Consider the following 25,044-nt stretch of genomic DNA (forward strand, 5'->3'; position numbering starts at 1 on the left):
TATTTCTATTTAATAGCACGCTTTTATAAAAAATAATAAAATTCTTATTAATAAATTTTTGCTCCTGCTGGAATATTTTTATCTAAGATAATTAAGTTAAGTGCCTCTTCCCCATCATATTCACATATTGCTGATAAAAGCATCCCTTGTGATTCTTCTCCCATCATTTTTCTTGGAGGAAGGTTTGTTATTGCTAATAGGGTTTTTCCAACTAATTCTTCTGGGTTATAAAAGTTTTTAATTCCAGATAAAATAACTCTTTCTTTTTCCGAACCGTCATCTAAGGTAAATTTCAAAAGTTTTTTTGACTTTGGAACTTCTTCACAGTTTTTAACTTTAACAACTCTAAAATCAGACTTTGAGAATGTATCAAAATCAACTATCTCTTCAAATATTGGTTCTACTTTCACTTTGGAAAAGTCGATTTTTTCTGTCGTAAATTTGTCGTAAGTTTCGTAAGTTTCTTTTGACAAATCCCCATTTTCTGTCTTTTCTAAGCCTATTGGCTTCATTGTTGGGAAAAGTATTATATCTCTAATGGAAGCTTGATCAGTTAAAAGCATAATCATTCTATCAACGCCAATTCCAAGTCCCCCTGTTGGCGGAAGACCAACTTCAATTGCATTGATAAAATCTGAATCCATTGGATGGGCTTCTTCATCTCCCTTTTCATGTTCCCTAACTTGAGCTTCAAATCTTTCTCTTTGATCTATTGGGTCATTTAATTCTGAAAAGGCATTTGCAAGTTCCCAAGTATTAATAAAGGCTTCAAATCTTCTTGTTACCCTTGGATCTTTTGGATCTTTTTTAGCAAGAGGAGAAACTTCAACTGGATGGCCTGTAATGAAAGTCGGTTGAACTAATTTTTCTTCACAATATTCTTCAAAAAATTCTGACAAAATTTTGCCCCAGCTTTCACCTTCAGCAATTTCTAGTCCCTTTTCTTTAGCAATTTTATAGGCTTCTTCATCACTTTCTATTTTATCAAAGTCTACTCCCGCATATTCTCTAACTGCCTCAATCATGGACATTCTCTTCCAAGGTGCTTTTAGGGAGATTTCCCTTCCTTGATAAGTGATTGTATCTGTTCCCAAAACTTTTGTTGCCACATATTCAAAAATGCCTTCAGTAATTCTCATCATCTCATCCATGTCAACATAGGCCTTATATAATTCAATGTTTGTAAATTCAGGATTGTGCCTTGTGTCCATTCCTTCATTTCTAAACATCTTGCCCATTTCATAAACAGCATCAAATCCGCCAACAATTAATCTCTTTAAAAATAATTCATTGGCAATTCTCATTTGCATATCTAAATCAAGTGTGTTGTGGTGAGTTAAAAATGGTCTTGCATTTGCCCCACCGGCAACTGTTCCTAGTATTGGTGTTTCAACTTCTATAAAACCTAAATTGTCAAGATATTCTCTAATGGCTTTAATAATTTTTGTTCTAGTTAAAAATACTTCTTTTATTTCTGGATTTACAATTAAATCTACATATCTTTGTCTATATCTAAGGTCTGGATCTTTTAAGCCATGAAATTTTTCAGGAAGAATTTGTAGGGATTTGGAAAGTAAAACAAGCTCATCGCTTCTAATTGTAATTTCGCCAGCTTCGGTTTTAAATACTTCTCCCTTAACTCCAATTATATCGCCCATATCAAGACCCTTAACATCTTCATAGGCCTCTTCCAAAATATCTTTTCTGGCAAAAATTTGAATTCTTCCCTTGGAATCTTGAAGATCTATAAAGCAAATTTTTCCGTGACGCCTTTTACTCATTACACGGCCTGCAACTGTAACTTCTTTGCCATCATATTCTTCAAAATTTTCTTTGATATTAACTGAATAAGCATTTACATCATATTTTTCATATAAAAATGGGTTCTTACCCTCTTCAATAAGAGCTTTTAATTTTTGCCTTCTCATCAAAAGAATTTCATTTAAGTTTTCTTCGTTATTATTTTTCATAATGCCTCCTATAAATTAATGGCACATACTTCATATTTAATAAATCCGTCAGGAATTTCAATTTCTGTAACATTGCCTACTTTAAGGCCAATAAGCTTAGAGCCTACTGGTGATTCATTTGAAATTTTTCCATCAAGAGGGTCAGCTTCAGCAGAACCTACTATTGTAAATTCTTCTTCTTCCCCTGTTGACATATCTTTAACTAAAACTGTTGAGCCTACATTGACTACTTCAGTATTTAGGTCTTTTTCATCAATAACCTTGGCATTTCTTACCATGGATTCAAGTTTAACAATTCTTTCTTCAACTTGAGCTTGTTCATTTTTTGCTTCATCATATTCAGAGTTTTCAGAAAGATCGCCATATCCTAAAGCTACCTTAATTCTTTCGGCAACTTCTTTTCTCCTAATGGTTTTTAAATATTCAATTTCATTTTCAATTTTTTCCAAACCTTCAGGAGTGAAAAATATATCTTTTTCCACTAATATCTCTCCTTAATAATATAAAAAATAAGGCGCTTTACGCCTAATTTGTTACTTTAGTCTAATTATTATAGTAAATATGGGGCTAAAAGTCAAGATTTTTAAGCCTTATAGACCCCTATAATCTTCTATAATTTTTACTATTTCTCTATAATCATTTTCTGTATTTAATTTCGTCCTAAGTTCTTTGGAATTTTCCATATTTTTAAAATAATAGGCATAGGATTTTCTCATTGTTAAAATTCCAAGTCTTTCTCCCTTATATTTTATAGATAAATTTAAGTGCCTTAAAAGCAAATCAAGTCTTTCTTCTTTTGTAGGATGACTTATTTCTTGTCCTTTTAAGTTGGCCTTTATATCCCGAAAAATATAGGGATTTCCAATTGTCCCTCTCCCAATGGCAAGGCCATCGACTCCAGAATACTCTATTTTTTCCTTGGCATCTTTTACTGAAAGTATATCACCATTGCCAATAAGGGGAATTTTTATAAGACCCTTAATTTTTTTTATATAGTCCCAATCATTTTCTCCCCTATAATATTCTTCTCTTGACCTTGCATGGAGAATTATTCCACTTGCTCCAGCCTCTTCAGCGGCTTTTATGGCATCTATTGAAAAAATGCCTTCAAAAGATTTTCTTATTTTTATTGACACATCTAGGTTTGAATTTAAAACAGCAGCCCTTACAAGATCATAAACTAAATCAGGTTTTTTTATTAAATAAGAGCCTTGATTTGATTTTACAATTTTTGGAGCTGGGCAGCCCATATTTATGTTTATAGACTTAAAATCAAAACTTTTTAAAATCTGACAAGCTGAAATGACAGATTCTTTATCTCCTGCAAAAATTTGAACTGATAGATTATTTTCTCCTGGATATTTTTCAAGAAGGCTAAGGGTTTTTTTGTCCTTAAAAGTTATTCCCTTACAGGAAACCATCTCACTAATTGTTTCATCTGCTCCAAATTCACTTGCAATTTCTCTAAAAGCTCTGTCGGTGTAGCCTGCCATTGGCGCTAAAATTAATTTAAACAAGTAATCACCATTATTTATTTTGATCCTTATTCATTTCATAAATTATTCTTAGACCCTCTAGGGTTAAGTCCCTATTTATGATAATGTCGTATTTAGAATCTGATGTCAGCATTGTTGAGAATCCACCTGTTGAAATAATTGTTGTATCTTCCCTTTTCCAATTTTTATTAATAAGGATTTTTTCTATAATGCCATCAATCATTGTTGTAAATCCAAAATAAAGACCTGATTGGATAGCACCTATAGTATTTTTTGCAATTAAAATATCGGGCCTTATAATTTCAATTTTAGGGAGTTTTGAAGTCCTTAAAAATAAGGCTTCAGATGAAATGCCAATGCCCGGCATAATTAAGCCCCCTAAATAATTTGCATCTTCATCTACAATACAAAAAGTCATGGCAGTACCAATATCAATAATAATTGCGGGGACTTTATAAAGCTTTGCTACTGCAACAGCATTTACAATTCTATCTGCCCCAACTTCCTTTGGATTGTCGTAATCTATTTTTATGTTAAGTTTTAAATCTGATTCAACAAAAATTGCCTTTTTATTAAAAAATTTTATAACCATGCTAGCCAAGGTGTGTCTTAAATTTGGCACAACGGAAGAAATTACTACATCATAAATTTCTGCTGGATCAATATTTGCATGAGTTAGAGAATCTGTAAAAATCAGTCCATATTCATCACTTGTTCTTATTTTGTCTGAAGAAATTCTAAAGTCATGGACAAGTTCCTTATCTTTATAAACTCCGTAAACAATAGTTGTATTGCCTACGTCCATTACCAATAACATTTTATCACCTTCGGATTTTTTATTTATAGTATCATTCTATATGATATTTACTAAAAAATAAACAAAAAAATATTTTTGTCAACTCTATTGACTTTTTGGTAAACAGTAACTAGAATAATAGCTGGAGGTAATTATGAATATTAAAACGAAAAACTTAACACAAACCGCACTTTTGTGTGCCCTAATTGCCATTGGTGCTTTTATAACTATTCCCATTGGTCCCGTTCCCTTTACAATGCAAAACTTTTTTGTGTTTATGGCTGGCCTACTTTTGACACCAGAATATGCGGCTCTTAGCGTACTTACTTATGTACTTTTAGGCCTTATTGGTCTACCAATTTTTTCAGGCTTTCAAGGAGGAATGCAATACGTATTCTCACCAACGTTTGGATTTTTAATTTCATTTATATTAGGAGCTGCATTAATATCAAAACTTGCTCAAGGAAAGAAAAAACTTGGTGAATTAATAATTGTTTTAATTATTGCTGAAGTTCTTTTCTATGCAATTGGACTTCCCTATATGTATATGATTATTACAAAAGTTTCAGGTGCAAGTCTGTCACTTGGCAAAGTTTTTGCTGTGGGTATGACTCCCTTTATTATTCCCGATATGGCAAAGGCTGCAATAGCTGCTTATCTTGCTCCGAAAATCAAAAAAAACCTTTAAAAAATACTTATACTTCATTTGACTGCTTAGGCAGTCTTTTTTTATTTATTAAATTATTTGTAAAGATTTTTTAATAAGTATTTTTATGTATTTTTAGTAAATCATGTTATAATATTTTTTAAGGAGGCTATCATGAATAGAAAAAGAGCAAGTAAACCTCATGGACTTATAAAAGTTTCCAGTATTTTTAAAATACTAGTATTATTAATTCTTGCTGTTCTTATATTTATTGGAACAATAGGCACAACCTTAATTCTTGGAATTTTTAAAAGTGCGCCAGAAATTGATCCTAACAATTACAGGGCCCTAATGGCCGAAACTTCAAAAATATATACAGAAGATGGAAAACTCCTGCAAACTCTTGTTGACGATGAATATAGTGAGTTTGTTCCCATGGATAAAATCCCTGAACATCTTGCCAATGCCTTTGTGGCCATAGAAGATGAAAGATTTTACGAACACAATGCCGTTGACTTTAGAAGGGTTGTCGGGGCTCTTGTCCACGATATTAAAACACGCTCCATGGAACAAGGGGCATCAACAATAACTATGCAGCTGGCAAAAAATCTTTACACTTCTTCATTAAAAAGTGTTCAAAGAAAAGTGACAGATATTTACTATGCCTATAAAATTGAAGAAAATTTAAACAAATCTCAAATTTTGGAGGCGTATTTAAACTGTGCTTCTTTCTCAAAGGGAACTGTTGGAGTTTCTGCAGCAGCCCATTCTTTTTTTGATAAGGATGTTTCAGAATTAACCTTAGCTGAATCTGCTCTTATAGCAGGTGTTACAAATAGGCCAGAGGAATACACTCCCTATAATTATAAGCAAATAAGTGAAGAAGATAATCCTAGCGATGTCCAAGTTGTTTTAAGACCAAATGTTACCCAAGGTTATGAAAATTCTGAATATTTAGTCCACTTTGCAGAAGATTTAATGAATCTGGGGAAAATTGATTATTTTGACTATATACAAGTAAAAAATAACACCTATATTCCCTACAAGGCTGTCTTTAATCCAAATTCAAAGACAAGACAGAAAAGAGTTCTTAAAAAGATGTATGAAAATAAGTATATCTCCAAGGAAGACTATGAAAGCACATTAGCTGAACCAATAATTATAAAAATTGGCAAAAGACGTGAAGGTGGAATTTCATCTTTTTATACGGACCTTGTTCAAAAAGATGTTAAGGAGATTTTAACAAATCTTGGCTATAGCGAGGAAGAAGCCCACAATAAATTATTTAACGGCGGCCTCAAAATTTATACTGCCATGGATTTTAATATTCAAAAAACTTTGGAAGAAACTGTTGCCAATCCCGACTACTATAGGGGATCATTTGTTGATGACAGTGGCGTAATTCAGCCTCAAGTTGCATCAGTTATTATTGACCACCATACCCACGAAGTTAAGGCTCTTGTTGGAGGTAGAGGCGTTGGAGGAGGTCAGCTTTTAAATAGAGCAGTCGTTCCTAGACAGCCTGGTTCTTCCATAAAACCAATTTCTGTTTATTTAACGGCCTTTAATAATGGGGCTACTGCAGGAGATATTTATTTAGACGGACCAATCCCAAAGTCTGCCAACTTTAAAAATCCACCGAGAAATAATGCAAATTCTTACCAAGGCTGGACAAGTCTTAGAAACTTAGTTAGAAGGTCATCAAATGTTGGTGCCTTCCAAGTATTAAGAGATATTTCTGTTGATAAGGATTCAAGCAAAAATAAAAATTCAACATATTCTAAGGTATATGATGATGATAAGGCTATAAGAAAAGTTGTGGAAACACTGGAAAAAATTGGTGTAACTTCAATTGTTAAGCCTGATCCTGAAAAACCTAATACTCTTCTTACAAATGACTATTCCTTTTCACCTCTTGCCCTTGGAGGCATGACCCATGGCATTAGTCCTCTTCAAATGGCAGGAGCTTTTACGACCCTTGCCAATGAAGGAAAATATGCAAAACCTATTTTGGTTACAAAGGTTCTTTCAAATACAGGCGATGCAATTTATGAAGCAGAACCTGAAGAAGAAGAGATTACTAGCAAACAAAATGCCTATATATTAACAAATATATTACAAGACGTTGTTAAAAAAGGAACAGGTACGAAGGCCAACTTCCCTGGCATGGATGTAGCTGGTAAAACTGGTACAACATCTGATAAAAGAGATGTTTGGTTCTGTGGATACACACCATATTACACAGCCTCAGTTTGGATTGGAAATGACAAAAATGAAAATTTGAACTTTGGATCTGACAGGGCTGCAAATCTTTGGAAGGAAATAATGAAAAAAGTCCACGAAGATTTGGATAAAAAAGAATTTGAAGAGCCAGATGGCATTTATACAAAATATTCCTTTGATAGAAGAGAACTTTTTGTAGATGGAACAAAACCACACTTCACCAATAAATTATACTGGGAATCAGACGATGATGACGATGGTAACGATGATGAAGAAAAATCATCATCAAAGAAAAAATCTAGTGATAATAAAAATTCAAATGAAGATTCAGGAAAATCTTCTAGGAAGAAGTCATCAAAATCTTCAAATAACTCAAGAAGTATTATAAATGAATAATATGTAATATGTTGGAGGGCTGCTTTTTACAACCTTTCCCCTTTATATTTATTTATTTTTTTTCTTTGAGGGCTATCTTTAATAAATTGAGCCTAGCGAAATTTATGTAAGACTGTCCTCCTTATATTTATTTATTTAAATAGGGACTGTCCCTTAACAAGCGATAGCGAGTGAGTGGGCTGTCCCTATTTTATTTGATTTTTTTTGTTGTGTTATTTTCTTTGTTTAGTAAGGACAGTCCGTACTCTACAAGCACAAGCAAGGCTACAAGTCCCCAGCTCAATATTTTTTAAAAGCAGGACAGCCCTTTCAGGCAGCCCTGCTTTGGTTTTTTTATTTAATTATATCTATCCATTCTTCCATATTATTTGCTAGTCTATGGTATTTATGTGTTTCATAGGCTTCCACAAGTTCATAGTATGCCCAGTGTGTTTTTTTCTAGGTCTTTATAGCTGTGGATTTTATTTGGATTTGCATCTATAAAGTTTTTGTCTGGGTATCTGTTATAGAGTTTATTTAGCATGCTTGCTACTTCTGCTCTTGTTATTTGGTCGTTTGGTCTAAAGTTTTCCCCTTCTTTTTCTTCTAGGTATCCTGCTTTATATGCTGCGTTTAATGCTTTATTATACCATGCACCTACTTTTGTATCTTTAAAGATTTCTTTTTCATCTTCTAGTTTTAATTTTTCTAGTCTTGCTACTACTGATACCGCTTCTGCCCTTGTCATATTTCCATCTGGTTTTATTATATCTTCTGGATATCCAAAGATATATTTTTCATGTATTAATTCTTCAAGGATTTCATCTCTTATTATTGCATTTACTGGATGTGTTTCTACATATTCATGGGGTTTAAATACAATTACTGGTTCTTCTGGCTTTGGTTCAGGCTTTGGCTGTGGCTTTGGAGCTTGTGCTACTTTAAAAGTATAGGAAATTTGATTTGGCTTGTCTTTTGGAGCCGCTTCATCTAATCCCTCAGGATCTTGCATTGCTGCAAAAGTCCAATAAAATCTATTAGCTGCATTTTCATATCCTTCGCCCTTTCGATTAAATAAAGTATTATGTTTATCGTCACACAAATAAAATTTTTCTGTTTCTGAAGTTGCAAAATCATACATTGCAGAAGCAGTTGCATTTATGCTAATATTTTTTTCTGCTTCTACATCTTTTGAAACTTTTAGTCCCTCTACTCTAACAACTAAATTTTTTGAAGTTGTTTTGTTACTTTCGTCAAATTCACAAATACTTTTTATTGATTTAACAAAATCTGATAATTGTTTATTTGAATTATTTTCTTTTTTTCTTAATTTTACAAGAAGAACTTTTTTAGTTTTTCCACCTTCATTTTCTTCTTTAATTTCGGTTGAAAAATCAAGTGTTATTTCTTCATTAGCTTTCAACTCATTAACTTTTTTTGAATCTTTACTATCTTTTTTCTTTAAATCTCTAAGAAGTCTTAATTTATCACCTTTATCAGTAAATTCTTCCTTTTTAAGGATATCATCTGCTGTAAAACTAAAAACATTTCTATAATCTTCACCATTATTAGGCTTAAATTTTATATCATTTGCTAATTCGTATAAATTTTCATTAAAATCTGAGTCTTCTGCAGCAGAGATTTTTTGAGGTGCCATAACATTTAATCCTATCCAATTTGGAATGATACCAAAATTAAAGAAAAAATTTCCTCCATTTCCACCAAAATCATTGTGTGTTGCAAATGAATTTATTTTTGTTTCATCTGGTCCTAATAAATATTTGGGTATAGCGATTTTAAACTTATTGTCGAACTTACCGTCTTTATCTGCCTTCGCTTCTCTATTTGTAACTTCAATTTCTTTTAAATTAGACCAATAATTATCTCTTATTATGTCAGCAATCTTATTTTCATAATTTCCAGTGGAAATATCTTCTACTGGTTCAACAAAAAGATTAGATATTTTTGTATTGGAGATAATATTAGCCTCAGAAAAAGAATTTAATGGACTTAATACTAGAATAGAAAGCACTAAAATAAAAATCTTTTTAAAGTTTATATTAACCTTTTTCATTACTTCACTAGCTCCTAATTATTTGATTGACTTAAGTCAAATGATGGTCCATTAAGCGAAATATCAATTATAGGGTCTTTTAGTGGGTGTTTACCATGTTTATAAAGTTTACATTATCCAAAGCCTGTAATTATTCCGCTAATATCAGAAGGATTATGAATTCCTTCTATTGTATATGGAATAGAAATATATATGGTTTTTCCAGTAGAATCTAATTCACTTTCAACGAGTTTAAAAAATCCTTCATAATCATTCCAAGAGCCTAAATTGAATGTAAACTTTACAGAATGTTCTTGAGCATCAACTTCAATTTTACTAACTGTTGATGTATTAGACTTAGCGACAACTTTATCAGTGTCTACCTTTATTTTTTCAGGAAAAGTTATTGTGTATGTTGCATTTGGAAATGTAGATTCTGTTTTTCCAAACATAACAATATTTCTCCAATACCAAATAAAAGTTTTTTAGTATATAATTCATTTATATATAAATCATATAAATCTCTGAATAAATCTGAAGATTCAACTGTACCACTAAAAGTGCCTTGGTATTTATCGTCAGCTCCTTCTACTTTTTCAATTTGGTTTTTTTCAAGACTTTTATCAAAAGTAAGGCTACCTGTTACACGACTTCTTATTCCAGCATCTTCAAAAGTTAACTGACTTGTAACTTTTTTTCACTTTCTACTTCTACAAATACATTAGTACTTGCTACTATCCCTATTAGCATTATTAATGCTAATACTAAAGTTAATGATTTTTTAATTTTTATAATATTTACTCCTTCTTTAAAAAACATAAAAAAATAAGCAGAAATAAACCATCCTCTTATGGATAATTGATTTCTGCTTTATAACTATTTAAGGTGCAAGCTTAAGACCTGTATATATAGGCCATTTCTAGAGATTTATAGTTTTCAAAAAACTTTTTTTCATTAAAATCATCCCATGCTTTTGCTATAAATTTATATGTTTAGTGTATTCCATTTTCATTATTTAGTCAAGGTTTATTTTGTTACTTCAATATATTTAAAACTATATTTATATCATCTTATGAATTCCAATACTTAAAAAAGTTATTATAAGGCCTGCACAGAGGTTTCCTAAAAATATTACAAGCATTGATTTTTTCTTTTCCATTTTAAAAATTGAAGCTAAAAATGATCCGGTCCAAACTCCAGTGCCAGGAAGTGGAATTGCTACAAAAATAAATAAGCCTAGATAACCTAAATTTTTTACTAAGTCTTTTTTATTTCTAACCCTCTTTTTATATTTTTCTAAAAATCTACCATAGGAAGGATTGCTCTTTAAATTATTTAAAAGACTTGTCACCACAAAAATAATTATAGGGCTTGGCAAAAATGAGCCTATTAGGGAATAAATAAAGGATTCTCTATAGGACATGCCAAGGGATATGCCTAGGGGAATTGCCCCCTTTAGTTCAAAATAAGGAAGCATAGAAAGAACAATTATGGCAATTTCCTTTGGCAGAAGTAATTCAATTGTGTTTGCAAGATTATCAAAAAAACTCATATTATTCCTCTCTTGTTTTCCTAAATTATATAATAGAAAGTATATCATAAATATTTAATTTTTATTAAGATTTTATAAAAAGAAAATCACCAGTTTTCCAGTAACAAAATAATAAGGGCAATCCACAAAGGATGGCCCTTATTATTTTAATTATTTTTGTTATCATCTGATTTTTCAGAATCTTCTTTTTTATTTTCCTTATAAATTTCTTCTATAGTCTTTCCTTCAACAGATTCTTTTGTTAAAACTTTGTCATCCCCATAGGTTTTAGAATTAGATATTTCTGTCTTGTCCCCTTCCATTTCCATAATTTCAAGAAATTCTTTTCTATAGATTGTTTCCTTTTCAAGAAGGGCATCTGATAGTTTTAAGAGTTTTGGCATGTTTTCTCTTAAAATATCTCTACATTTTATATAGGCTTCGTTAATTATTCTTGCCACTTCTTCATCAATTTCAGCAGCTGTTCTTTCTGAATAATTTTTCGCCCTGCCTAAATCTCTTCCAACAAAGATTTCATTATCTCCAGAATCAAAATTTATGGTTCCAAGTCTTTCGCTCATGCCGTAAGTGGTTACCATGGCTCTTGCAATTTGTGTTGCCCTTTCAATATCATTTGAAGCCCCTGTTGAAATATCTTCCAAAACTAAACTTTCTGCAACACGACCCCCTAAAAGGGAAACGATTTGTGCTTCCATCATTCCTTTTGTTTGGAAAGAAATGTCGTCTTCTGGAGCATAGGCAGTAAATCCTCCTGCTTGTCCTCTAGGTATTATTGTTATCATGTGAACGGGATGCTCTTCTGGAAAGAACTGAGATACAATAGCATGGCCTGATTCATGAACTGCTGTCAGTCTTCTTTCCTTTTCTGAAACGATTTTTGACTTTTTAGCAGGACCTGCTTGGACTTTTATAGATGCTTCGTTAACATCTTCCATACTTATATTTGCGTCCCCATTTCTTGCTGCCAATAGTGCAGCTTCGTTCATTAGATTTTCAAGATCAGCTGGTGTAAAGCCTGGTGTCCTCCTTGCAATTAATCTTAAATCAACGTCATCACCAATTCTTTTGCCCTTGGAATGGATTTTTAAAATTTCTTCCCTAGCTATAATATCAGGTCTTCCAACAAAAACAGTTCTGTCAAATCTGCCTGGTCTTAAAAGTGCTGGATCCAAAATATCTTGTCTATTTGTGGCAGCCATTACAATTACGCCTTCATTTGTTCCAAAGCCGTCCATTTCAACTAATAGCTGATTTAAAGTTTGTTCTCTTTCATCATGACCGCCTCCAAGACCTGCGCCACGTCGTCTGCCAACTGCATCAATTTCATCAATAAAAATTATACAAGGTGCATTCTTTTTAGCATTGTCAAATAAATCTCTTACCCTTGATGCTCCAACTCCCACGAACATTTCAACAAAGTCTGAACCTGACATTATGAAAAATGGAACGCCTGCCTCTCCTGCAACTGCACGGGACAAATAGGTTTTACCTGTTCCCGGAGGGCCTACTAATAAAACCCCTTTGGGTATTCTTGCTCCCATTTCTGTAAATCTTTTGGGATTTTTAAGGAAATCAACAATTTCTCCAAGTTCTTCCTTTTCTTCCACAAGTCCAGCAACATCCTTAAAGGTAATAAGTTTTTTAGAATTTTTGTCTACCATTCTTGCCTTGCTCTTGCCAAAGGAATTCATTCTTCCCCCGCCAGAGTTTTGCTGCATAAGTCTATACCAAATAAAAACAACAACTGCAATCATAAGAAGTGACGGTATAAAATCTAAATAATAGGGTCTAACTTTTGTAGGCTCTAAATTATATTTAATGTCACCATTTGCTACCTTTTCTTGTATATAGGATTTGAATATATTTTCTGTTGCAGCATCAGGAATTAGGGTTACAAATGTTGACCCATCCTTTAATTTTACATGTGCAACTGAATCTGTATCTTCAACCATTGTAATTGCCACAACTTTATCAGCCTTTAGGTCCTCTAAAAATTCTGTGACACTTTTATTTACCACTGTTTCATTAGGTGGTCTAAAAAATCTAATTGTCGCAAATAATAAGAGAATAAGAACAAAATAAAATAATGTTCCTCCCATTCTTTTCTTCAAAATATCACATCCTCACTTTCTTAGGGCATCTTCATCAAGGACACCAATATATGGTAGGGCCCTGAATTTTTCGTTATAATCCATACCATAGCCCACAACAAATTTATCAGGTATTTCATAGCCAATATATTTTACATGAATATCTATTTTTCTTCTCTTTGGTTTTGATAGAAGGGTTGAAATTGCAACTGACTTAGCTTCTCTTGACTGAAAAATTTTAGTAAGATAAGAAAGAGTAAGGCCTGTGTCAATAATATCTTCTACTATTAATATATCCTTGCCTTCAACTTTTGTAGAAATATCTTTTAAAATTCTAACTTCACCAAGAGATGTTGTTCCATCATATGAAGTTACATCCATAAAATCATATTCTAAGTCAAGATCAATACTTCTCATTAAATCTGCCATAAAAGGTACAGCTCCTTTTAATATACCCACTAATAAGAGATTTTTATCTTTATAATCAGAAGTTAATTGCTTGCCTAGCTCTTTTACCTTTTTTTTAATATCTTCTTCAGTAAAGAGAATTTCCTTAACCATTTCCATTTTTTACCTCCAAATTAAGTATATGTTTAGAATTATTTCTAATTTTATATATATCACTAATGCCATAGCCTATGATCCAAATAATTTTGTTGTCGTCACAGATTAGACCTATTTTATCTCTCAAAAGTCTGTCCAGTTTTTTGTCTATAAAAAAGTCCTTTAGTTTTTTATCCTTATCCATACCCAGGGGCCTAAACCTATCCCCGTCTTGTCTACTTCTTATATAAAGAGGTCCAGAAATTTTATCCTTATCTATAAAAATTGACCTAGGATTTGCCTTTATATCCATTTTACTAAGTTCATTTAAAGGCACATTTTTTAAAGAAACTATGCCAAAATCCGTTAGATTTTCACCCAAGTCTAATTTTTGACTTTTATAATTAATATTTTCTTTTTTTTCTATTATCAGCCTTCCATAGGATACTCTAGCCAAAAATTTTTTTGATAAATCAATGGATGTTCCAGACTTTTTTTCAAGCATATTGTAGATAGCTAAAATATTTGCCCTTGTTACTAAATCTTCATTAAAGCTTTCAAGATAGAGTTTTATTATTTCCCTGCCAATGAAAGGGTCTTCTTCAAGAAGAGGTTCAATAATTAAACTTTTCCCATCTTTAAGCTTTTCATATTCTCTAGCAATGATTTTTTCAACAAAAGTTCTCTCCTCTAGGGCGTTTTCGTTTAATCTAATAAGGACCTTTAAAATCCCCTCATTAAAATTTTCTTCAAGATAGGGTATAAGCTCATTACGAATCCTATTTCTTATATAGTCAACTCCCTCATTTGTTTCATCAAGCACATAGGGAAGTTTATTTTCATCAAGGTATTTTTCAATTTTCTTTCTTGAAATATTTACAAGAGGTCTTAAAAGATCTTCATTTGCCATGGGAATACCCTTTAGACCCTTGATGCCTGTCCCTCTAATAATTCTTATTAAAAGGGTTTCAGCTTGGTCATTTAAATTATGGGCAGTCAAGATTTTTCTTCCATCTGAAAGCTCTCTAAAAAATTCATATCTTAAAAATCTTCCAGCTTCTTCACTTGTCATCTTGTGAATTTTTGCAAATTCATTCATATTAACATGCTTTATATTATAAGTTAAATTATATTTTTTGCAAATATCTATTACAAATTTTTCATCCCTAAGGGCTGTTTTTCTAATTCCATGATTTAAGTGACACACTAATAAATCTAAGTCATATTCCTTTCTTAAATCAAGTAGATTATAAAGTAAATACATGGAATCAGGGCCACCAGAAACTCCTAAAAGCAGTCTATCTCCCTTTTTTATGAACTTATATTTATTTAGCTCATCCAAAAAAATTTTATCCATATGTCCCACCAAATATTTATAAAAAATATAAGGACCAAAAAGGTCCTTTTAATTACTATTTAAAATCTATTTCTTGACCTGTTGCTTTTAGTTTTTTGCTTTTCTCTAGACCTGGCTTGTTCCAACTTTTCATTGGAGTCCTTTAAAAATTTGGATAATTTATCCTCAAAACTAGCATTTAAATCAGGTTTAGTAAAGTGAATTTCAGGCGGTTTTTTTTCCATTGCTGCCTTAATTGATAGAGAAACCTTGCCCTTGTCATCTATGGAAATTACCTTTACCTTAACTTTCTGTCCCTTTTCTAAAAAATCTGAAACATTTTCCACATAGCTATCGGAAATTTCGGAAATATGTACAAGTCCACTTGCTCCATCATCCAAATTAACAAAAGCACCAAATTTCGTAAGGTTTGAAACAATACCTAAAGCAACATCGCCTACAGCTAAGCTCATAAACTATTTATCCTCCTGTATATTTTCAGCTTGGAGGTTATTTTCAAGGTTTTCTTTATTTTTATCAATATATATAATTTCCTTTGGTTTTACCATTCCCAAATCATCTCTTGCTGTCTTTTCAACAAAATCAAGAGTATTGGCATTTTTTATTTCCTTGTTTAAAGAATCTATGTCTTTATTAAGCTGCTTAACCATACTTTGATCTTCTGCTAAAATATCAAGTTTTTGATTTCTAGCTACAATAGCTTTGGACATTAAAAATCCAAAATAAACTACCATCAAAAGAATAATAATGGAATAGATTAAGGGGAATGATTTTCTTTTAACTTTCATATCTAACCTCCAAGTCAATTATTGCAGAAAATAAGCTACTTGTAAAGATATAAAATAAAAATAATTTACATTATTCCGCCCCTAAGAAGGTATAAAATCAAAATAACAAATGTTATAAAAATAAATATAAGTCTATGACCATCATGGCCCTTTAGGGACTTATAAGTTACTATAATGGTTATAAAGGCAAAAACAAGAGCCAAAAAACCATCATAGGAAATAAGGAAAGGATTCATTCAATTCTCCTATACATAGCCTTAGAGTCTTCTTTTTTTGTATTTTCTTCAAGGGATAGGACTTCGGCTTTAACAGTTCTTGAGCCTAGTCTTATTTCTAAAATATCTCCAATTTTAACTTCATCTCCTGCCTTAGCTAGCTTATCATTTAAAGAACAAAGTCCCTTATCACAGGCTTCTTTGGCAAGAGTTCTTCTCTTAATTATTCTCGAAATCTTTAAAAATTTATCTAATCTCATAATATTTTTAAAAAAAGAAGGCACAAAGGCCTCCTTAATTTCAATTACTTATTAACTGCTTCTTTAAGAGCTTTACCTGATCTGAATACTGGTGCTTTTGATGCAGGAATCTTAATTACTTCTTCTGGATTTCTTGGATTTCTTCCTTCTCTTGCTTTTCTTTGTCTAACTTCGAAAGTTCCAAATCCTACTAATTGCACCTTTTCTCCACTTGTTAAAGCTTCTTCAACTGAAGCTAAGAAACCGTTAAGGGCTGCTTCAGCATCTTTCTTTGTTAAACTGCTTTTTGCAGCTATGCTTGCTACTAATTCTGATTTGTTCATAATATCCTCCTTGAAGATTAAAAATTTACTAGTCTTTCAATCTCTTTTTGCGAATGGCAAACTAGCTTGCCGTTAAAATTAAGACTGTAACAATTATAACCTAAGTTTATGGATTTTTCTAGTCCTATTTTAGAAAAAATCGCTATTTTCTCTTATTTTTTGTAAAATAGTTTCCAAAATCAAGTCTTTGTTAAAAAATCCTTCCCTATTTCCTAAGCCTAAAAGTAAATTTATTAAAAAATAAAGCTTAGCAAGAGAATTATCATCATTTGCCTTTAAATTCTCAGCTTCTTCTATCATTTTTTCCCTAATTATATTAAGAACCTCATCACTATAAGATAAATTTTTATCGTCAATTAGCTTTTCTATATAGGATATCAAAATTTTTCTCTTATCTTCTCTAATCCTGGGCACATAAAGAGCAGTTTGATGGTTAATCCCCTCCTGCCTAGGGAGAAGATATAATTTATCCCTACTTATTCTCTGACTTTTAAGGCCAGCATCAATTAAAAGTATGACCTCATGATCTGGACTATAAATTTCCTGAAGTTTTATTGAAGTGTCAGATGCTATTCTATTATTGTAAATCTGCGTGATTAAAATATCCATTGAGGGATTAATATCTAGTAGGTCAAAATCACTATCTAAAAACAAAAGTCCGTCAACAGCATCTCTTTTCACCTGAGCTAAAACATCATCTATAAAACTCATGCCCTTTATGACATTAGTCGCAGTTTTTTCTATTAAAAGACTTACTGTTTTTTCAGCCACAAAGGGATTGCCAGGAACATAATAATTAATTACACCATTTTCTTTTTCTTCCCTTAAAAGAATTTCTACAATTTTTCCATAAACATCTTCAAAAGAAAGGCTCTTTTCATCTTCATAAATATAGTCAAAAGATTTATAAGAAATTTTGTGATTTATAAAATAAGAAACTGCTTCATGCTTTTCAGTTCTTAAAAAATTTTTCCTACCATTATTTATAATTTCTAAGGCTCCAAGGATTAAAGCTTTTTCATCACTTGCCCCAAGACCAACAATATTTATCATAATAACTCCTAAAATTAACTTTAAAAAAATTATATATTAGAAAAAATGAAATTACAACTAATCATAAAAAAAGAACCCTCAAAGGATTCTTTAATTATTTATAAATATTAAACTAATTCCAAGATAGCCATTTCTGACCCATCACCACGTCTTGGTCCCATTTTAATTATTCTTGTGTAACCGCCATTTCTATCAGCATATTTTTCTGCAAGTTCTTTAAAAACTTTTGTAACTGTATCTTCGTCATAAATATATGCTAAGGCTTGTCTTCTTGCATGAAGATCTCCACGCTTACCAAGTGTTATCATTTTTTCAGCTATTCTTCTTGTCTCTTTTGCTCTTGTAACAGTTGTTACAATTTTTTCTTCCCTTAAAAGTGAGCTGACAAGATTTCTAAGCATGGCACGTCTATGACTTGAATTGCGGCCAAGTTTTCTTTGTACTGTCATTAGTACCTCCTTTATTCCTCTTCTTGTTTAAGAGATAGATTCATATCTTTAAGTTTAGCAACCACTTCTTCAAGGGATTTTTTCCCTAGGTTCCTAACTTTCATCATATCTTCTTCAGTTCTGTTTGTCAGTTCCCCAACGGTATTAATGCCCGCTCTCTTTAAGCAGTTAAAACTTCTAACAGAAAGATCAAGTTCCTCAACAGTTAAATCCATAACTTTTTCAGTTTGATCTTCTTGTTTTTCTACCATAATATTTACATCATTTACATGATTTGTAAGTCCTATAAATAGATCAAGGTGTTCAGTTAAAATTTTTGCTGCCAGAGAAGTTGCCTCATCTGCTTTCATGGATCCATCAGTTGTAACTTCAAGAATTAATCTATCATAATCAGTTCTTTGCCCAACTCTTGTATTTTCTACTTTCCAATTAACTTTTTTAACTGGAGTGTAATTTGAATCCATAGGAATTATTCCTATTTGAGTTACTTCATCTTTTTTTAATTCGGAAGGCTCATAACCACGACCTTTTTCAACAGTCATTTCAATATAAACATCTGCATCTTCATTTAAAGTAGCTATATGATGATCCTTATTTACTACTTCAATCCCTGGTTCAAGAATAATATCACTAGCTTTGATTTCACCCTTGCCAGATTTATCAATAATGATTTTTATAGGTTCATCATTTTCCATCTTTAACACAAGTGATTTAATATTTAATATAATTTCCGGTACATCTTCTAAAACACCAGGAATTGTATCAAATTCATGTTCTACTCCTCGTATATTTAAAAAGGATACAGCTGCTCCGGGCAGTGATGATAAAAGAACTCTCCTTAAAGAATTACCAATAGTAATACCATATCCGCTTTCAAGGGGTTCCACTATAAATTTACCATACTTTCCAGAATCATCCAACTTTTCAATACTAATTTTAGGCTTTTCTATTTCTATCATGGTTCCTCCTTTTAGTTTAGCAATTGCTTACTAACTAATACCATTAAACTCTTCTGCGTTTTGGCGGTCTGCAACCATTGTGAGGAATTGGTGTTACGTCTTTAATCATAGTAACGTCAAGTCCTGATGCTTGTAGGGATCTTATAGCTGCTTCTCTTCCACTGCCTGGTCCCTTAACATAAACATCTACAGATTTTAGTCCATGTTCCTTTGCCTTATTTGCTGCTTCAGCTGCAGCTTCTTGTGCTGCAAAAGGTGTTGATTTTCTTGATCCTCTAAAACCTAATTGTCCAGCACTAGCCCAGGAAATAACATTTCCATTAGTATCTGTTAGAGTAACCATTGTATTATTAAAAGTAGAGGCTATATGTGCTTGACCTTTTTCAATATTTTTACGAGCACGACGTTTAACACGTGTTGCCTTTTGTTTTTTTGCCATTTATAACCCCCCTTACTTTTTCTTAGAAATTAACTTCTTAGGACCTTTTCTTGTCCTAGCATTAGTCTTAGTCTTTTGTCCCCTTACAGGAAGACCTGCTTTATGTCTACGTCCACGATAGCAGTTGATTTCACGAAGCCTCTTGATGTTTAATGCAACATCACGACGCAAATCACCTTCAACGTGGTATTTTTGAATTTCATCTCTAATTCTTCCAAGTTCAGCTTCAGTCAAATCTTTAACCCTTGTGTCAAAATTAACATCGGCATCTTTAAGAATTTTTTGTGATCTGCTTTTACCTATACCAAAGATATAAGTAAGTCCAATTTCAACTCGCTTTTCTCTTGGTAAGTCCACACCGGCTATTCTTGCCATAATCTACCTCCTTAACCCTGTTTTTGTTTATGCTTAGGATTATCACAAATTACCATAACTTTTCCTTTTCTTCTGATAATTTTGCATTTTTCGCACATTTTCTTAACTGATGGTCTAACTTTCATTGTAACCTCCTTACGGGATTATTTTTTTCTCCAAGTAATTCTTCCTCTTGTCAAATCGTAGGGTGAAAGCTCTACAGTCACCTTATCACCTGGAAGAATTCTAATATAATTCATTCTTAATTTCCCCGAAATATGAGCAAGTATTTCATGTCCATTTTCAAGTTTAACTTTGAAATTTGTATTAGGAAGGGCGTCAGTTACAACTCCTTCCACTTCAATTACATCTTCTTTAGCCATATATAGGTATTTCCTCCTTTAGCTATAAGGCTTTAGCATTTTTCGAATATAGGAATCATTAATATCTTTAACATCAAGATTAACAATATCCTTATAAATTGAAATGTGTTTAACCTTTTTTTTCTTAGGTTTTTCAAGCTTTCTACTTTTTCCATTAACAAGTAAAAGATAGTTATCGTCAATAATTTCAATGATAACAAATACTTGACCCTCGTCTCGACCTTTTTTGGATTTTACAACTTGTCCCCTTTGAAGAGATATTGTCTTATCCATATTTCACCTAATTAAGACCCTTAACTATATCTTCAAATACCTTATCTATGTCTTTTTGTCCATCAATATTTAATAGAAGACTTTGCGCCTTATAATAATCTATTAATGGTGCTGTTTGTTCAAAATATACTTTAATTCTGGTCTTTACAGTTTCTTCCGTATCGTCTTGTCTTTGGATGAGTTTTTCATTATCCTTGTCGCAAATACCTTCAACCTTTGGAGGATTGAATTTAATATGATATGTTGCTCCACAAGATTTGCAAACACGTCTTCCCACTGCACGTTCTACTAAAATTTCAGGCTTAACATCAATATTAATAACTTTTGTCAAAGCCTTGTCTTTTTTATCAAGAATTGCATCAAGACTTACTGCTTGAGCAACTGTTCTTGGGAAGCCGTCAAGTAAAAATCCATTTTCACAATCTTCTTTATTAAGTCTATCTTCAACTAAATCTATAACAAGTTCATCAGGAACTAAAAGTCCCTTATCCATATATGATTTTGCCTTATTTCCAAGTTCAGTTTTGTTTTTAATATTTTCTCTAAAAATATCACCTGTTGATATATGTGGAATGTTATATTTTTTAATAATATAATCTGCTTGCGTACCTTTGCCGGCCCCTGGAGGACCCAAAATAACTAATCTCATGAATTACCTCTATTTCTTTAAGAATCCTTTGTAATTTCTCATTAAAAGTTGCTGTTCCAGTACTCTTGAAGTTTCTAGTACTACACCTACTACAATTATAATACTTGTTCCACCGTAATTGAACTGCAGATTGCTAAGCTTTGTCAATATTGTAGGTAAAACTGATAAGAAAGCAAGTGCAATTGCACCTGGCAAAACTAATCTATTTAAAGATCTTTGTAAATATTCGCTTGTCGGTTTTCCTGGTCTGATGCCTGGAATAAACCCACCGTTTTGTTGTAAATTCTTAGAATATTCAACTGTATTAAATTGTATTGTTGTATAGAAAAATGTGAAGAATATAATTAAAATCACACTAGAGATTACATAAATTACTACTCCTGGTCCACCTGATGGTGAAAGCCATTTTGCAATCCAATTTCTTGTAGCTTCGTTTTTTGTAAACATTGCTATCGTTGATGGAATTGCTAATAGTGAGTTAGCAAAGATTATAGGCATAACTCCAGTTAAAAGAACTTTAATAGGAATATGAGTGGCTTGACCGCCATACATTTTTCTTCCTACAACTCTTTTTGCATATTGTACTGGAATTCTTCTTTCTCCTTCATTAAGGATTACAACAAATACGCAAATGGCTATTGCAACAACAAGGAAAATCCATAGATATACTGGACTTGCCATGCCTGCCCTAACTAATTGTATTGATTGAACTATATCTACAGGGAATCTTGCAACGATACCTGCAAAAATTAATATTGAAATACCATTTCCAATACCATGTTCTGTAATTTGTTCACCTATCCAGATAAGAATAGTTGAACCTGCTACTATTGAAAGTATAATTGTTATATATTCCAAAGGTTCTGTTGCATTAACAGCACCTCTAAAAATTCCAAATGTATAACCAATAGCTTGTACAAGAGAGATTGCTATCGCTAAATATCTTGTATATTTTGCTATAGCTTTACGTCCTGTGTTACCTTCCTTTGCTAGTGCTTCAAGGGAAGGGATTGCTATGGTCAAAAGCTGAAGTACAATTGATGCTGTAACATAGGGATAAATATTAGCCGCAAAAATTGTAAAATTTCTAAAGTTACCTCCTGCCATTAAGTCCATAAAGGCAAAAAGTGATGAATTTGCACCTTCAAATAATTTTTCAATTACTGAAGCATTCATAAAAGGAACTGCAATGTGAGATCCTAATCTATAAAGAAGTAACATGAAAAGGGTAAAAAGAATTTTTTTACGAATTTCAGGAACTTTCCACGCATTTTTAAAGGTGGTTAGCATTAAATCACCTCAGCCTTTCCTCCACGAGCTTCTATTTTTTCAGTCGCAGAGTTGGAGAAATGGTTGGCTTTAACATTTAGCTTAACTTCTAAATCTCCATTACCAAGAATTCTTACACCATCCTTTGATTTTGACCTTTTTATTAGTCCTCTTTCAATTAAAAGTTCTTTTGTAACTTCAGTTCCTTCTTCAAAGCAGTTTAAATCAGATACATTAACTACTCCAAATTCTTTTCTGAATACATTATAAAAACCTCTTTTTGGAAGACGTCTAAATAATGGCATTTGGCCACCTTCAAATCCAGGTCTTACTCCGCCACCTGATCTGGCATTTTGACCCTTGTGACCACGTCCGGCAGTCTTGCCTGTTCCTGATCCGATGCCTCTACCGAGTCTTTTTCTGGCTTTAACTCCACCGCCACAGGCAGGTTTTAAGTCATGTAATTTCATGCTGCACCTCCTTATTCTTCAACTTCAAGCATATATTCAACTTGTTTAATCATTCCTCTAATTTGAGGAGTGTCGTTTTTTTCAACTACTTGGCCAATTTTTCTAAGGCCAAGAGCCTTAATTGTTCTCTTATGAGTGTGAATTTTTCCAATAGGGCTCTTAACTAATTTAATTTTTATAGTACTCATAGACACCTCATCCTAAAATTTCATCCACTGATTTATTTCTAAGTTTTGCAACAGACTCAGCTGTCTTTAATTGTTTTAAAGCTTCAATTGTTGCATTAACAGTATTTCTAGGATTACTTGATCCTAAATTCTTTGTACGAATATCAGTAATTCCGCAAAGTTCACATACTGCACGCACTGCTCCTCCGGCGATAACTCCTGTACCTTCTCTAGCAGGTTTTAAAAATACTTTTCCAGCACCGAAAACTCCTGTTACCATATGAGGGATTGAAGTGTTTAATAAATTTACTTTTATAATATGTTTTTTAGCATCTTGTGTTGCTTTTCTAATTGCTTCTGGAACTTCAAGTGCTTTACCTGTACCTACACCAACGTGACCGTTGTGATCGCCAACTACTACAAGGGCTGCAAATCTAAAGTTTCTACCACCCTTTACAACCTTGGCAACTCTATTTATAGCTACAACTTTATCTTCTAAATCAAGTTCCGCCGCATTAATTAATGAACGTTCCATTTTTCCCTCCTTAGAATTTTAGACCGCCATCTCTTGCTGCGTCTGCAAGAGCTTTGACTTTTCCGTGGTAAATATAGCCGCTTCTATCAAAAACAATTTCAGTAATTCCCTTTTCAACAGCTTTCTTTGCTATATCTGAACCTACGGCCTTTGCTGCTTCCATATTTTTTGAATTTTCTAAATTCAATGACTTGTCAAGTGTTGATGATTGACAAATTGTATGTCCCTTTTCATCATCAATTAACTGTGCATAAATATGAGCATCTGACCTATAAATAGAAAGTCTTGGTCTTACTGAAGTTCCGGAAATGTGCCTTCTAATTCTTTTGTGTCTTTTTACTCTAATTTGATTTTTATCTAATTTTTTGAACACTGTAAAACTCCTTTCTACTTACCAGTCTTGCCGACTTTACGTCTTATGTGCTCATCAACATATTTAATACCCTTGCCCTTATATGGTTCAGGTTCTCTAAATCCTCTAATGAATGCAGCATAAGCTCCAACTTGTTGTTTATCGTTTCCTAAAATAACTATTTGGTTAGCAGCAGGTACCTCAACTATAATTCCCTTTGGATCTTCAAGTTCCAATGGATGGGAAAAACCAAGGTTTAAAGCAAGTTTATTGCCATTTTTGCTGGCTCTGTATCCTGTTCCAACGATTTCTAGTTCCTTCTTATAACCTTCTGTTACACCAACAATCATATTATATATAAGAGTTCTTGTAAGACCATGAAGTGCTTTGATTTTTTTGCTATCATTTGGTCTATTTACTGTGAGAACTCCATCTTCTAATTCATAAGTCATAGACTTATCAAATGCTTGTCTAAGACTTCCCTTAGGTCCCTTTACTTCTATTTCATTTTCTTCGATTTTTATTTCGACATTTTTTGGGATCTCTATAGGTTTTTTACCGATTCTGGACATTGTTTCACCTCCAATTACCAAATGTAGCAGATTACTTCTCCGCCAACTCCCTTTTCTCTTGCATCTCTATCTGTAATAATACCCTTAGATGTTGAAATAATTGCTGTTCCAAGTCCTCCAAGAACTTTTGGAACATCTTCGCACTTAACATAAACTCTAAGGCCCGGTTTTGATATTCTCTTTAGTCCGGAAATTACTCTTTCCCCGGATTGAGCATATTTTAAATCTATTTTTATAAGTCCTTGCTTATTATCATCAACAAGGTCATATCCTTTTATATATCCTTCATTTAAAAGAATTTTTGCTATTTCTTTTTTAATATTTGAAGCTGGGATGTCAACAGTTTTATGCCTTGCATGATTACCATTTCTAATTCTTGTAAGCATATCCGCGATTGGGTCTGTCATCATATCAGTTTGCCTCCTTTCACCTT

Annotated in this window: 33 protein-coding genes; 2 read left to right on the top strand and 31 right to left on the bottom strand. The window is 32.4% G+C overall.

Annotated elements, in window-relative coordinates:
• Positions 1-47: 47 nt before the first annotated feature.
• From lysS to BQ4446_RS07495, 4 genes are all read right to left on the bottom strand, one after another.
• The gene (lysS, locus tag BQ4446_RS07480; RefSeq protein ID WP_071028026.1) at positions 48-1,970 is read right to left on the bottom strand and encodes a lysine--tRNA ligase; all 1,923 of its coding nucleotides are present in this window, start codon (positions 1,968-1,970) and stop codon (positions 48-50) included.
• Positions 1,971-1,978: 8 nt separating this feature from the next.
• Positions 1,979-2,452, bottom strand: coding sequence for a transcription elongation factor GreA (greA, locus tag BQ4446_RS07485; protein WP_071028028.1), 474 nt, complete (start codon positions 2,450-2,452; stop codon positions 1,979-1,981).
• A 108-nt stretch (positions 2,453-2,560) separates the two neighbouring features.
• Positions 2,561-3,487, bottom strand: coding sequence for a tRNA dihydrouridine synthase (locus BQ4446_RS07490; RefSeq protein WP_071028030.1), 927 nt, complete (start codon positions 3,485-3,487; stop codon positions 2,561-2,563).
• A gap of 10 nt (positions 3,488-3,497) precedes the next feature.
• Positions 3,498-4,283, bottom strand: coding sequence for a type III pantothenate kinase (locus BQ4446_RS07495; RefSeq protein ID WP_071028032.1), 786 nt, complete (start codon positions 4,281-4,283; stop codon positions 3,498-3,500).
• A 133-nt stretch (positions 4,284-4,416) separates the two neighbouring features.
• Between BQ4446_RS07495 and BQ4446_RS07500 the strand changes: the two genes are divergently transcribed.
• Both BQ4446_RS07500 and BQ4446_RS07505 read left to right on the top strand, forming a co-directional pair.
• Positions 4,417-4,950 (top strand): biotin transporter BioY, encoded by a 534-nt coding sequence (locus tag BQ4446_RS07500; RefSeq protein ID WP_071028034.1) that lies wholly within the window; start codon positions 4,417-4,419, stop codon positions 4,948-4,950.
• Between the two features lie 132 nt (positions 4,951-5,082).
• Positions 5,083-7,527, top strand: coding sequence for a transglycosylase domain-containing protein (locus BQ4446_RS07505; RefSeq protein ID WP_071028036.1), 2,445 nt, complete (start codon positions 5,083-5,085; stop codon positions 7,525-7,527).
• Between the two features lie 412 nt (positions 7,528-7,939).
• Here the strand turns inward: BQ4446_RS07505 and BQ4446_RS07510 are convergent, their stop codons facing one another.
• The 27 genes from BQ4446_RS07510 to rpsH all read right to left on the bottom strand — a co-directional run bounded on the left by BQ4446_RS07510 (position 7,940) and on the right by rpsH (position 25,021).
• Positions 7,940-9,580 carry an S-layer homology domain-containing protein gene (locus BQ4446_RS07510; RefSeq protein WP_071028037.1) on the bottom strand — a complete coding sequence of 547 codons (1,641 nt, stop codon included), beginning with the start codon at positions 9,578-9,580 and terminating at the stop codon, positions 7,940-7,942.
• A 113-nt stretch (positions 9,581-9,693) separates the two neighbouring features.
• On the bottom strand, positions 9,694-10,011 hold the full coding sequence (locus BQ4446_RS07515; protein WP_071028040.1) for a type 2 periplasmic-binding domain-containing protein: 318 nt from the start codon (positions 10,009-10,011) through the stop codon (positions 9,694-9,696).
• A 608-nt stretch (positions 10,012-10,619) separates the two neighbouring features.
• Positions 10,620-11,111, bottom strand: coding sequence for a COG2426 family protein (locus tag BQ4446_RS07520; protein ID WP_071028041.1), 492 nt, complete (start codon positions 11,109-11,111; stop codon positions 10,620-10,622).
• A 146-nt stretch (positions 11,112-11,257) separates the two neighbouring features.
• Positions 11,258-13,222: an ATP-dependent zinc metalloprotease FtsH gene (gene ftsH / locus BQ4446_RS07525; RefSeq protein WP_071028043.1), complete on the bottom strand. Its 1,965-nt coding sequence runs from the start codon at positions 13,220-13,222 to the stop codon at positions 11,258-11,260.
• Positions 13,223-13,234: 12 nt separating this feature from the next.
• Positions 13,235-13,768 carry a hypoxanthine phosphoribosyltransferase gene (gene hpt, locus BQ4446_RS07530; RefSeq protein WP_071028045.1) on the bottom strand — a complete coding sequence of 178 codons (534 nt, stop codon included), beginning with the start codon at positions 13,766-13,768 and terminating at the stop codon, positions 13,235-13,237.
• Complete coding sequence (gene tilS / locus BQ4446_RS07535) at positions 13,755-15,101, bottom strand: tRNA lysidine(34) synthetase TilS (RefSeq protein ID WP_071028046.1); 1,347 nt, start codon at positions 15,099-15,101, stop codon at positions 13,755-13,757. The genes hpt and tilS overlap by 14 nt, the downstream gene beginning before the upstream one ends.
• A 59-nt stretch (positions 15,102-15,160) precedes the next feature.
• The gene (locus BQ4446_RS07540) at positions 15,161-15,553 is read right to left on the bottom strand and encodes a S1 RNA-binding domain-containing protein (protein ID WP_071028048.1); all 393 of its coding nucleotides are present in this window, start codon (positions 15,551-15,553) and stop codon (positions 15,161-15,163) included.
• Positions 15,554-15,556: 3 nt separating this feature from the next.
• A complete protein-coding gene (locus BQ4446_RS07545; RefSeq protein ID WP_071028050.1) occupies positions 15,557-15,889 on the bottom strand; it encodes an FtsB family cell division protein in 333 nt (110 codons plus the stop codon).
• 65 nt (positions 15,890-15,954) lie between these two features.
• Positions 15,955-16,125, bottom strand: a complete 171-nt coding sequence (locus BQ4446_RS08425) for a hypothetical protein (protein WP_167632544.1) — start codon at positions 16,123-16,125, stop codon at positions 15,955-15,957.
• Complete coding sequence (locus BQ4446_RS07550; RefSeq protein ID WP_071028373.1) at positions 16,122-16,364, bottom strand: RNA-binding S4 domain-containing protein; 243 nt, start codon at positions 16,362-16,364, stop codon at positions 16,122-16,124. The genes BQ4446_RS08425 and BQ4446_RS07550 overlap by 4 nt, the downstream gene beginning before the upstream one ends.
• A 44-nt stretch (positions 16,365-16,408) precedes the next feature.
• Complete coding sequence (locus BQ4446_RS07555; RefSeq protein ID WP_071028052.1) at positions 16,409-16,687, bottom strand: HU family DNA-binding protein; 279 nt, start codon at positions 16,685-16,687, stop codon at positions 16,409-16,411.
• A 129-nt stretch (positions 16,688-16,816) separates the two neighbouring features.
• Positions 16,817-17,740, bottom strand: coding sequence for an SAM-dependent methyltransferase (locus tag BQ4446_RS07560; protein WP_071028054.1), 924 nt, complete (start codon positions 17,738-17,740; stop codon positions 16,817-16,819).
• A gap of 107 nt (positions 17,741-17,847) precedes the next feature.
• Positions 17,848-18,189, bottom strand: coding sequence for a 50S ribosomal protein L17 (rplQ, locus tag BQ4446_RS07565; protein WP_071028056.1), 342 nt, complete (start codon positions 18,187-18,189; stop codon positions 17,848-17,850).
• A gap of 11 nt (positions 18,190-18,200) precedes the next feature.
• Complete coding sequence (locus BQ4446_RS07570) at positions 18,201-19,148, bottom strand: DNA-directed RNA polymerase subunit alpha (RefSeq protein ID WP_071028058.1); 948 nt, start codon at positions 19,146-19,148, stop codon at positions 18,201-18,203.
• 43 nt (positions 19,149-19,191) lie between these two features.
• Entirely contained in the window at positions 19,192-19,587 is a 396-nt protein-coding gene (rpsK, locus tag BQ4446_RS07575; protein ID WP_071028060.1) for a 30S ribosomal protein S11, read from the bottom strand.
• Positions 19,588-19,599: 12 nt separating this feature from the next.
• On the bottom strand, positions 19,600-19,962 hold the full coding sequence (gene rpsM, locus BQ4446_RS07580; protein WP_071028063.1) for a 30S ribosomal protein S13: 363 nt from the start codon (positions 19,960-19,962) through the stop codon (positions 19,600-19,602).
• Between the two features lie 11 nt (positions 19,963-19,973).
• Positions 19,974-20,087: a 50S ribosomal protein L36 gene (gene rpmJ, locus BQ4446_RS07585; RefSeq protein ID WP_071028065.1), complete on the bottom strand. Its 114-nt coding sequence runs from the start codon at positions 20,085-20,087 to the stop codon at positions 19,974-19,976.
• A gap of 18 nt (positions 20,088-20,105) precedes the next feature.
• The gene (gene infA, locus BQ4446_RS07590; RefSeq protein ID WP_071028067.1) at positions 20,106-20,324 is read right to left on the bottom strand and encodes a translation initiation factor IF-1; all 219 of its coding nucleotides are present in this window, start codon (positions 20,322-20,324) and stop codon (positions 20,106-20,108) included.
• Between the two features lie 18 nt (positions 20,325-20,342).
• Entirely contained in the window at positions 20,343-20,597 is a 255-nt protein-coding gene (locus BQ4446_RS07595) for a KOW domain-containing protein (protein ID WP_071028070.1), read from the bottom strand.
• Between the two features lie 7 nt (positions 20,598-20,604).
• The gene (locus BQ4446_RS07600) at positions 20,605-21,246 is read right to left on the bottom strand and encodes an adenylate kinase (protein WP_071028072.1); all 642 of its coding nucleotides are present in this window, start codon (positions 21,244-21,246) and stop codon (positions 20,605-20,607) included.
• A 9-nt stretch (positions 21,247-21,255) separates the two neighbouring features.
• Positions 21,256-22,536: a preprotein translocase subunit SecY gene (gene secY / locus BQ4446_RS07605; protein ID WP_071028074.1), complete on the bottom strand. Its 1,281-nt coding sequence runs from the start codon at positions 22,534-22,536 to the stop codon at positions 21,256-21,258.
• The gene (gene rplO / locus BQ4446_RS07610) at positions 22,536-22,985 is read right to left on the bottom strand and encodes a 50S ribosomal protein L15 (protein ID WP_071028076.1); all 450 of its coding nucleotides are present in this window, start codon (positions 22,983-22,985) and stop codon (positions 22,536-22,538) included. Before rplO ends, secY begins: the two co-directional genes overlap by 1 nt.
• An 11-nt stretch (positions 22,986-22,996) precedes the next feature.
• Positions 22,997-23,173 (bottom strand): 50S ribosomal protein L30, encoded by a 177-nt coding sequence (gene rpmD, locus BQ4446_RS07615; protein ID WP_071028078.1) that lies wholly within the window; start codon positions 23,171-23,173, stop codon positions 22,997-22,999.
• 7 nt (positions 23,174-23,180) lie between these two features.
• The gene (rpsE, locus tag BQ4446_RS07620) at positions 23,181-23,687 is read right to left on the bottom strand and encodes a 30S ribosomal protein S5 (RefSeq protein WP_071028080.1); all 507 of its coding nucleotides are present in this window, start codon (positions 23,685-23,687) and stop codon (positions 23,181-23,183) included.
• Between the two features lie 10 nt (positions 23,688-23,697).
• Positions 23,698-24,060 carry a 50S ribosomal protein L18 gene (gene rplR, locus BQ4446_RS07625; RefSeq protein ID WP_071028082.1) on the bottom strand — a complete coding sequence of 121 codons (363 nt, stop codon included), beginning with the start codon at positions 24,058-24,060 and terminating at the stop codon, positions 23,698-23,700.
• Positions 24,061-24,074: 14 nt separating this feature from the next.
• Entirely contained in the window at positions 24,075-24,611 is a 537-nt protein-coding gene (rplF, locus tag BQ4446_RS07630; protein ID WP_071028084.1) for a 50S ribosomal protein L6, read from the bottom strand.
• A 14-nt stretch (positions 24,612-24,625) separates the two neighbouring features.
• Complete coding sequence (rpsH, locus tag BQ4446_RS07635) at positions 24,626-25,021, bottom strand: 30S ribosomal protein S8 (protein WP_071028085.1); 396 nt, start codon at positions 25,019-25,021, stop codon at positions 24,626-24,628.
• Positions 25,022-25,044: the final 23 nt, after the last annotated feature.

Origin of the sequence: Peptoniphilus raoultii (assembly GCF_900099555.1) — a bacterium.
GTDB lineage: Bacteria > Bacillota > Clostridia > Tissierellales > Peptoniphilaceae > Peptoniphilus_A > Peptoniphilus_A raoultii.

Excerpts from the sequence above, each read along its gene's own strand:
- BQ4446_RS07600 (WP_071028072.1), bottom strand. The coding sequence starts at position 21,246 with ATGAGATTAGTTATTTTGGGTCCTCCAGGGGCCGGCAAAGGTACGCAA.
- secY (WP_071028074.1), bottom strand. The coding sequence starts at position 22,536 with ATGCTAACCACCTTTAAAAATGCGTGGAAAGTTCCTGAAATTCGTAAA.
- BQ4446_RS07560 (WP_071028054.1), bottom strand. The coding sequence starts at position 17,740 with ATGATAAATATTGTTGGTCTTGGGGCAAGTGATGAAAAAGCTTTAATC.
- BQ4446_RS07500 (WP_071028034.1), top strand. The coding sequence starts at position 4,417 with ATGAATATTAAAACGAAAAACTTAACACAAACCGCACTTTTGTGTGCC.
- BQ4446_RS07555 (WP_071028052.1), bottom strand. The coding sequence starts at position 16,687 with ATGAACAAATCAGAATTAGTAGCAAGCATAGCTGCAAAAAGCAGTTTA.
- lysS (WP_071028026.1), bottom strand. The coding sequence starts at position 1,970 with ATGAAAAATAATAACGAAGAAAACTTAAATGAAATTCTTTTGATGAGA.
- BQ4446_RS07550 (WP_071028373.1), bottom strand. The coding sequence starts at position 16,364 with ATGAGATTAGATAAATTTTTAAAGATTTCGAGAATAATTAAGAGAAGA.
- rpmD (WP_071028078.1), bottom strand. The coding sequence starts at position 23,173 with ATGAGTACTATAAAAATTAAATTAGTTAAGAGCCCTATTGGAAAAATT.
- BQ4446_RS07545 (WP_071028050.1), bottom strand. The coding sequence starts at position 15,889 with ATGAAAGTTAAAAGAAAATCATTCCCCTTAATCTATTCCATTATTATT.
- BQ4446_RS07520 (WP_071028041.1), bottom strand. The coding sequence starts at position 11,111 with ATGAGTTTTTTTGATAATCTTGCAAACACAATTGAATTACTTCTGCCA.
- rpsH (WP_071028085.1), bottom strand. The coding sequence starts at position 25,021 with ATGATGACAGACCCAATCGCGGATATGCTTACAAGAATTAGAAATGGT.
- rpsK (WP_071028060.1), bottom strand. The coding sequence starts at position 19,587 with ATGGCAAAAAAACAAAAGGCAACACGTGTTAAACGTCGTGCTCGTAAA.
- rplF (WP_071028084.1), bottom strand. The coding sequence starts at position 24,611 with ATGTCCAGAATCGGTAAAAAACCTATAGAGATCCCAAAAAATGTCGAA.
- rpsM (WP_071028063.1), bottom strand. The coding sequence starts at position 19,962 with ATGGCAAGAATAGCCGGTGTGGACTTACCAAGAGAAAAGCGAGTTGAA.
- BQ4446_RS07505 (WP_071028036.1), top strand. The coding sequence starts at position 5,083 with ATGAATAGAAAAAGAGCAAGTAAACCTCATGGACTTATAAAAGTTTCC.
- tilS (WP_071028046.1), bottom strand. The coding sequence starts at position 15,101 with ATGGATAAAATTTTTTTGGATGAGCTAAATAAATATAAGTTCATAAAA.
- rplQ (WP_071028056.1), bottom strand. The coding sequence starts at position 18,189 with ATGACAGTACAAAGAAAACTTGGCCGCAATTCAAGTCATAGACGTGCC.
- BQ4446_RS07595 (WP_071028070.1), bottom strand. The coding sequence starts at position 20,597 with ATGGATAAGACAATATCTCTTCAAAGGGGACAAGTTGTAAAATCCAAA.
- BQ4446_RS07540 (WP_071028048.1), bottom strand. The coding sequence starts at position 15,553 with ATGAGCTTAGCTGTAGGCGATGTTGCTTTAGGTATTGTTTCAAACCTT.
- rpmJ (WP_071028065.1), bottom strand. The coding sequence starts at position 20,087 with ATGAAAGTTAGACCATCAGTTAAGAAAATGTGCGAAAAATGCAAAATT.
- rplO (WP_071028076.1), bottom strand. The coding sequence starts at position 22,985 with ATGAAATTACATGACTTAAAACCTGCCTGTGGCGGTGGAGTTAAAGCC.
- hpt (WP_071028045.1), bottom strand. The coding sequence starts at position 13,768 with ATGGAAATGGTTAAGGAAATTCTCTTTACTGAAGAAGATATTAAAAAA.
- BQ4446_RS07515 (WP_071028040.1), bottom strand. The coding sequence starts at position 10,011 with ATGTTTGGAAAAACAGAATCTACATTTCCAAATGCAACATACACAATA.
- infA (WP_071028067.1), bottom strand. The coding sequence starts at position 20,324 with ATGGCTAAAGAAGATGTAATTGAAGTGGAAGGAGTTGTAACTGACGCC.
- BQ4446_RS07570 (WP_071028058.1), bottom strand. The coding sequence starts at position 19,148 with ATGATAGAAATAGAAAAGCCTAAAATTAGTATTGAAAAGTTGGATGAT.
- BQ4446_RS07495 (WP_071028032.1), bottom strand. The coding sequence starts at position 4,283 with ATGTTATTGGTAATGGACGTAGGCAATACAACTATTGTTTACGGAGTT.
- BQ4446_RS08425 (WP_167632544.1), bottom strand. The coding sequence starts at position 16,125 with ATGAATCCTTTCCTTATTTCCTATGATGGTTTTTTGGCTCTTGTTTTT.
- rpsE (WP_071028080.1), bottom strand. The coding sequence starts at position 23,687 with ATGGAACGTTCATTAATTAATGCGGCGGAACTTGATTTAGAAGATAAA.
- BQ4446_RS07510 (WP_071028037.1), bottom strand. The coding sequence starts at position 9,580 with ATGAAAAAGGTTAATATAAACTTTAAAAAGATTTTTATTTTAGTGCTT.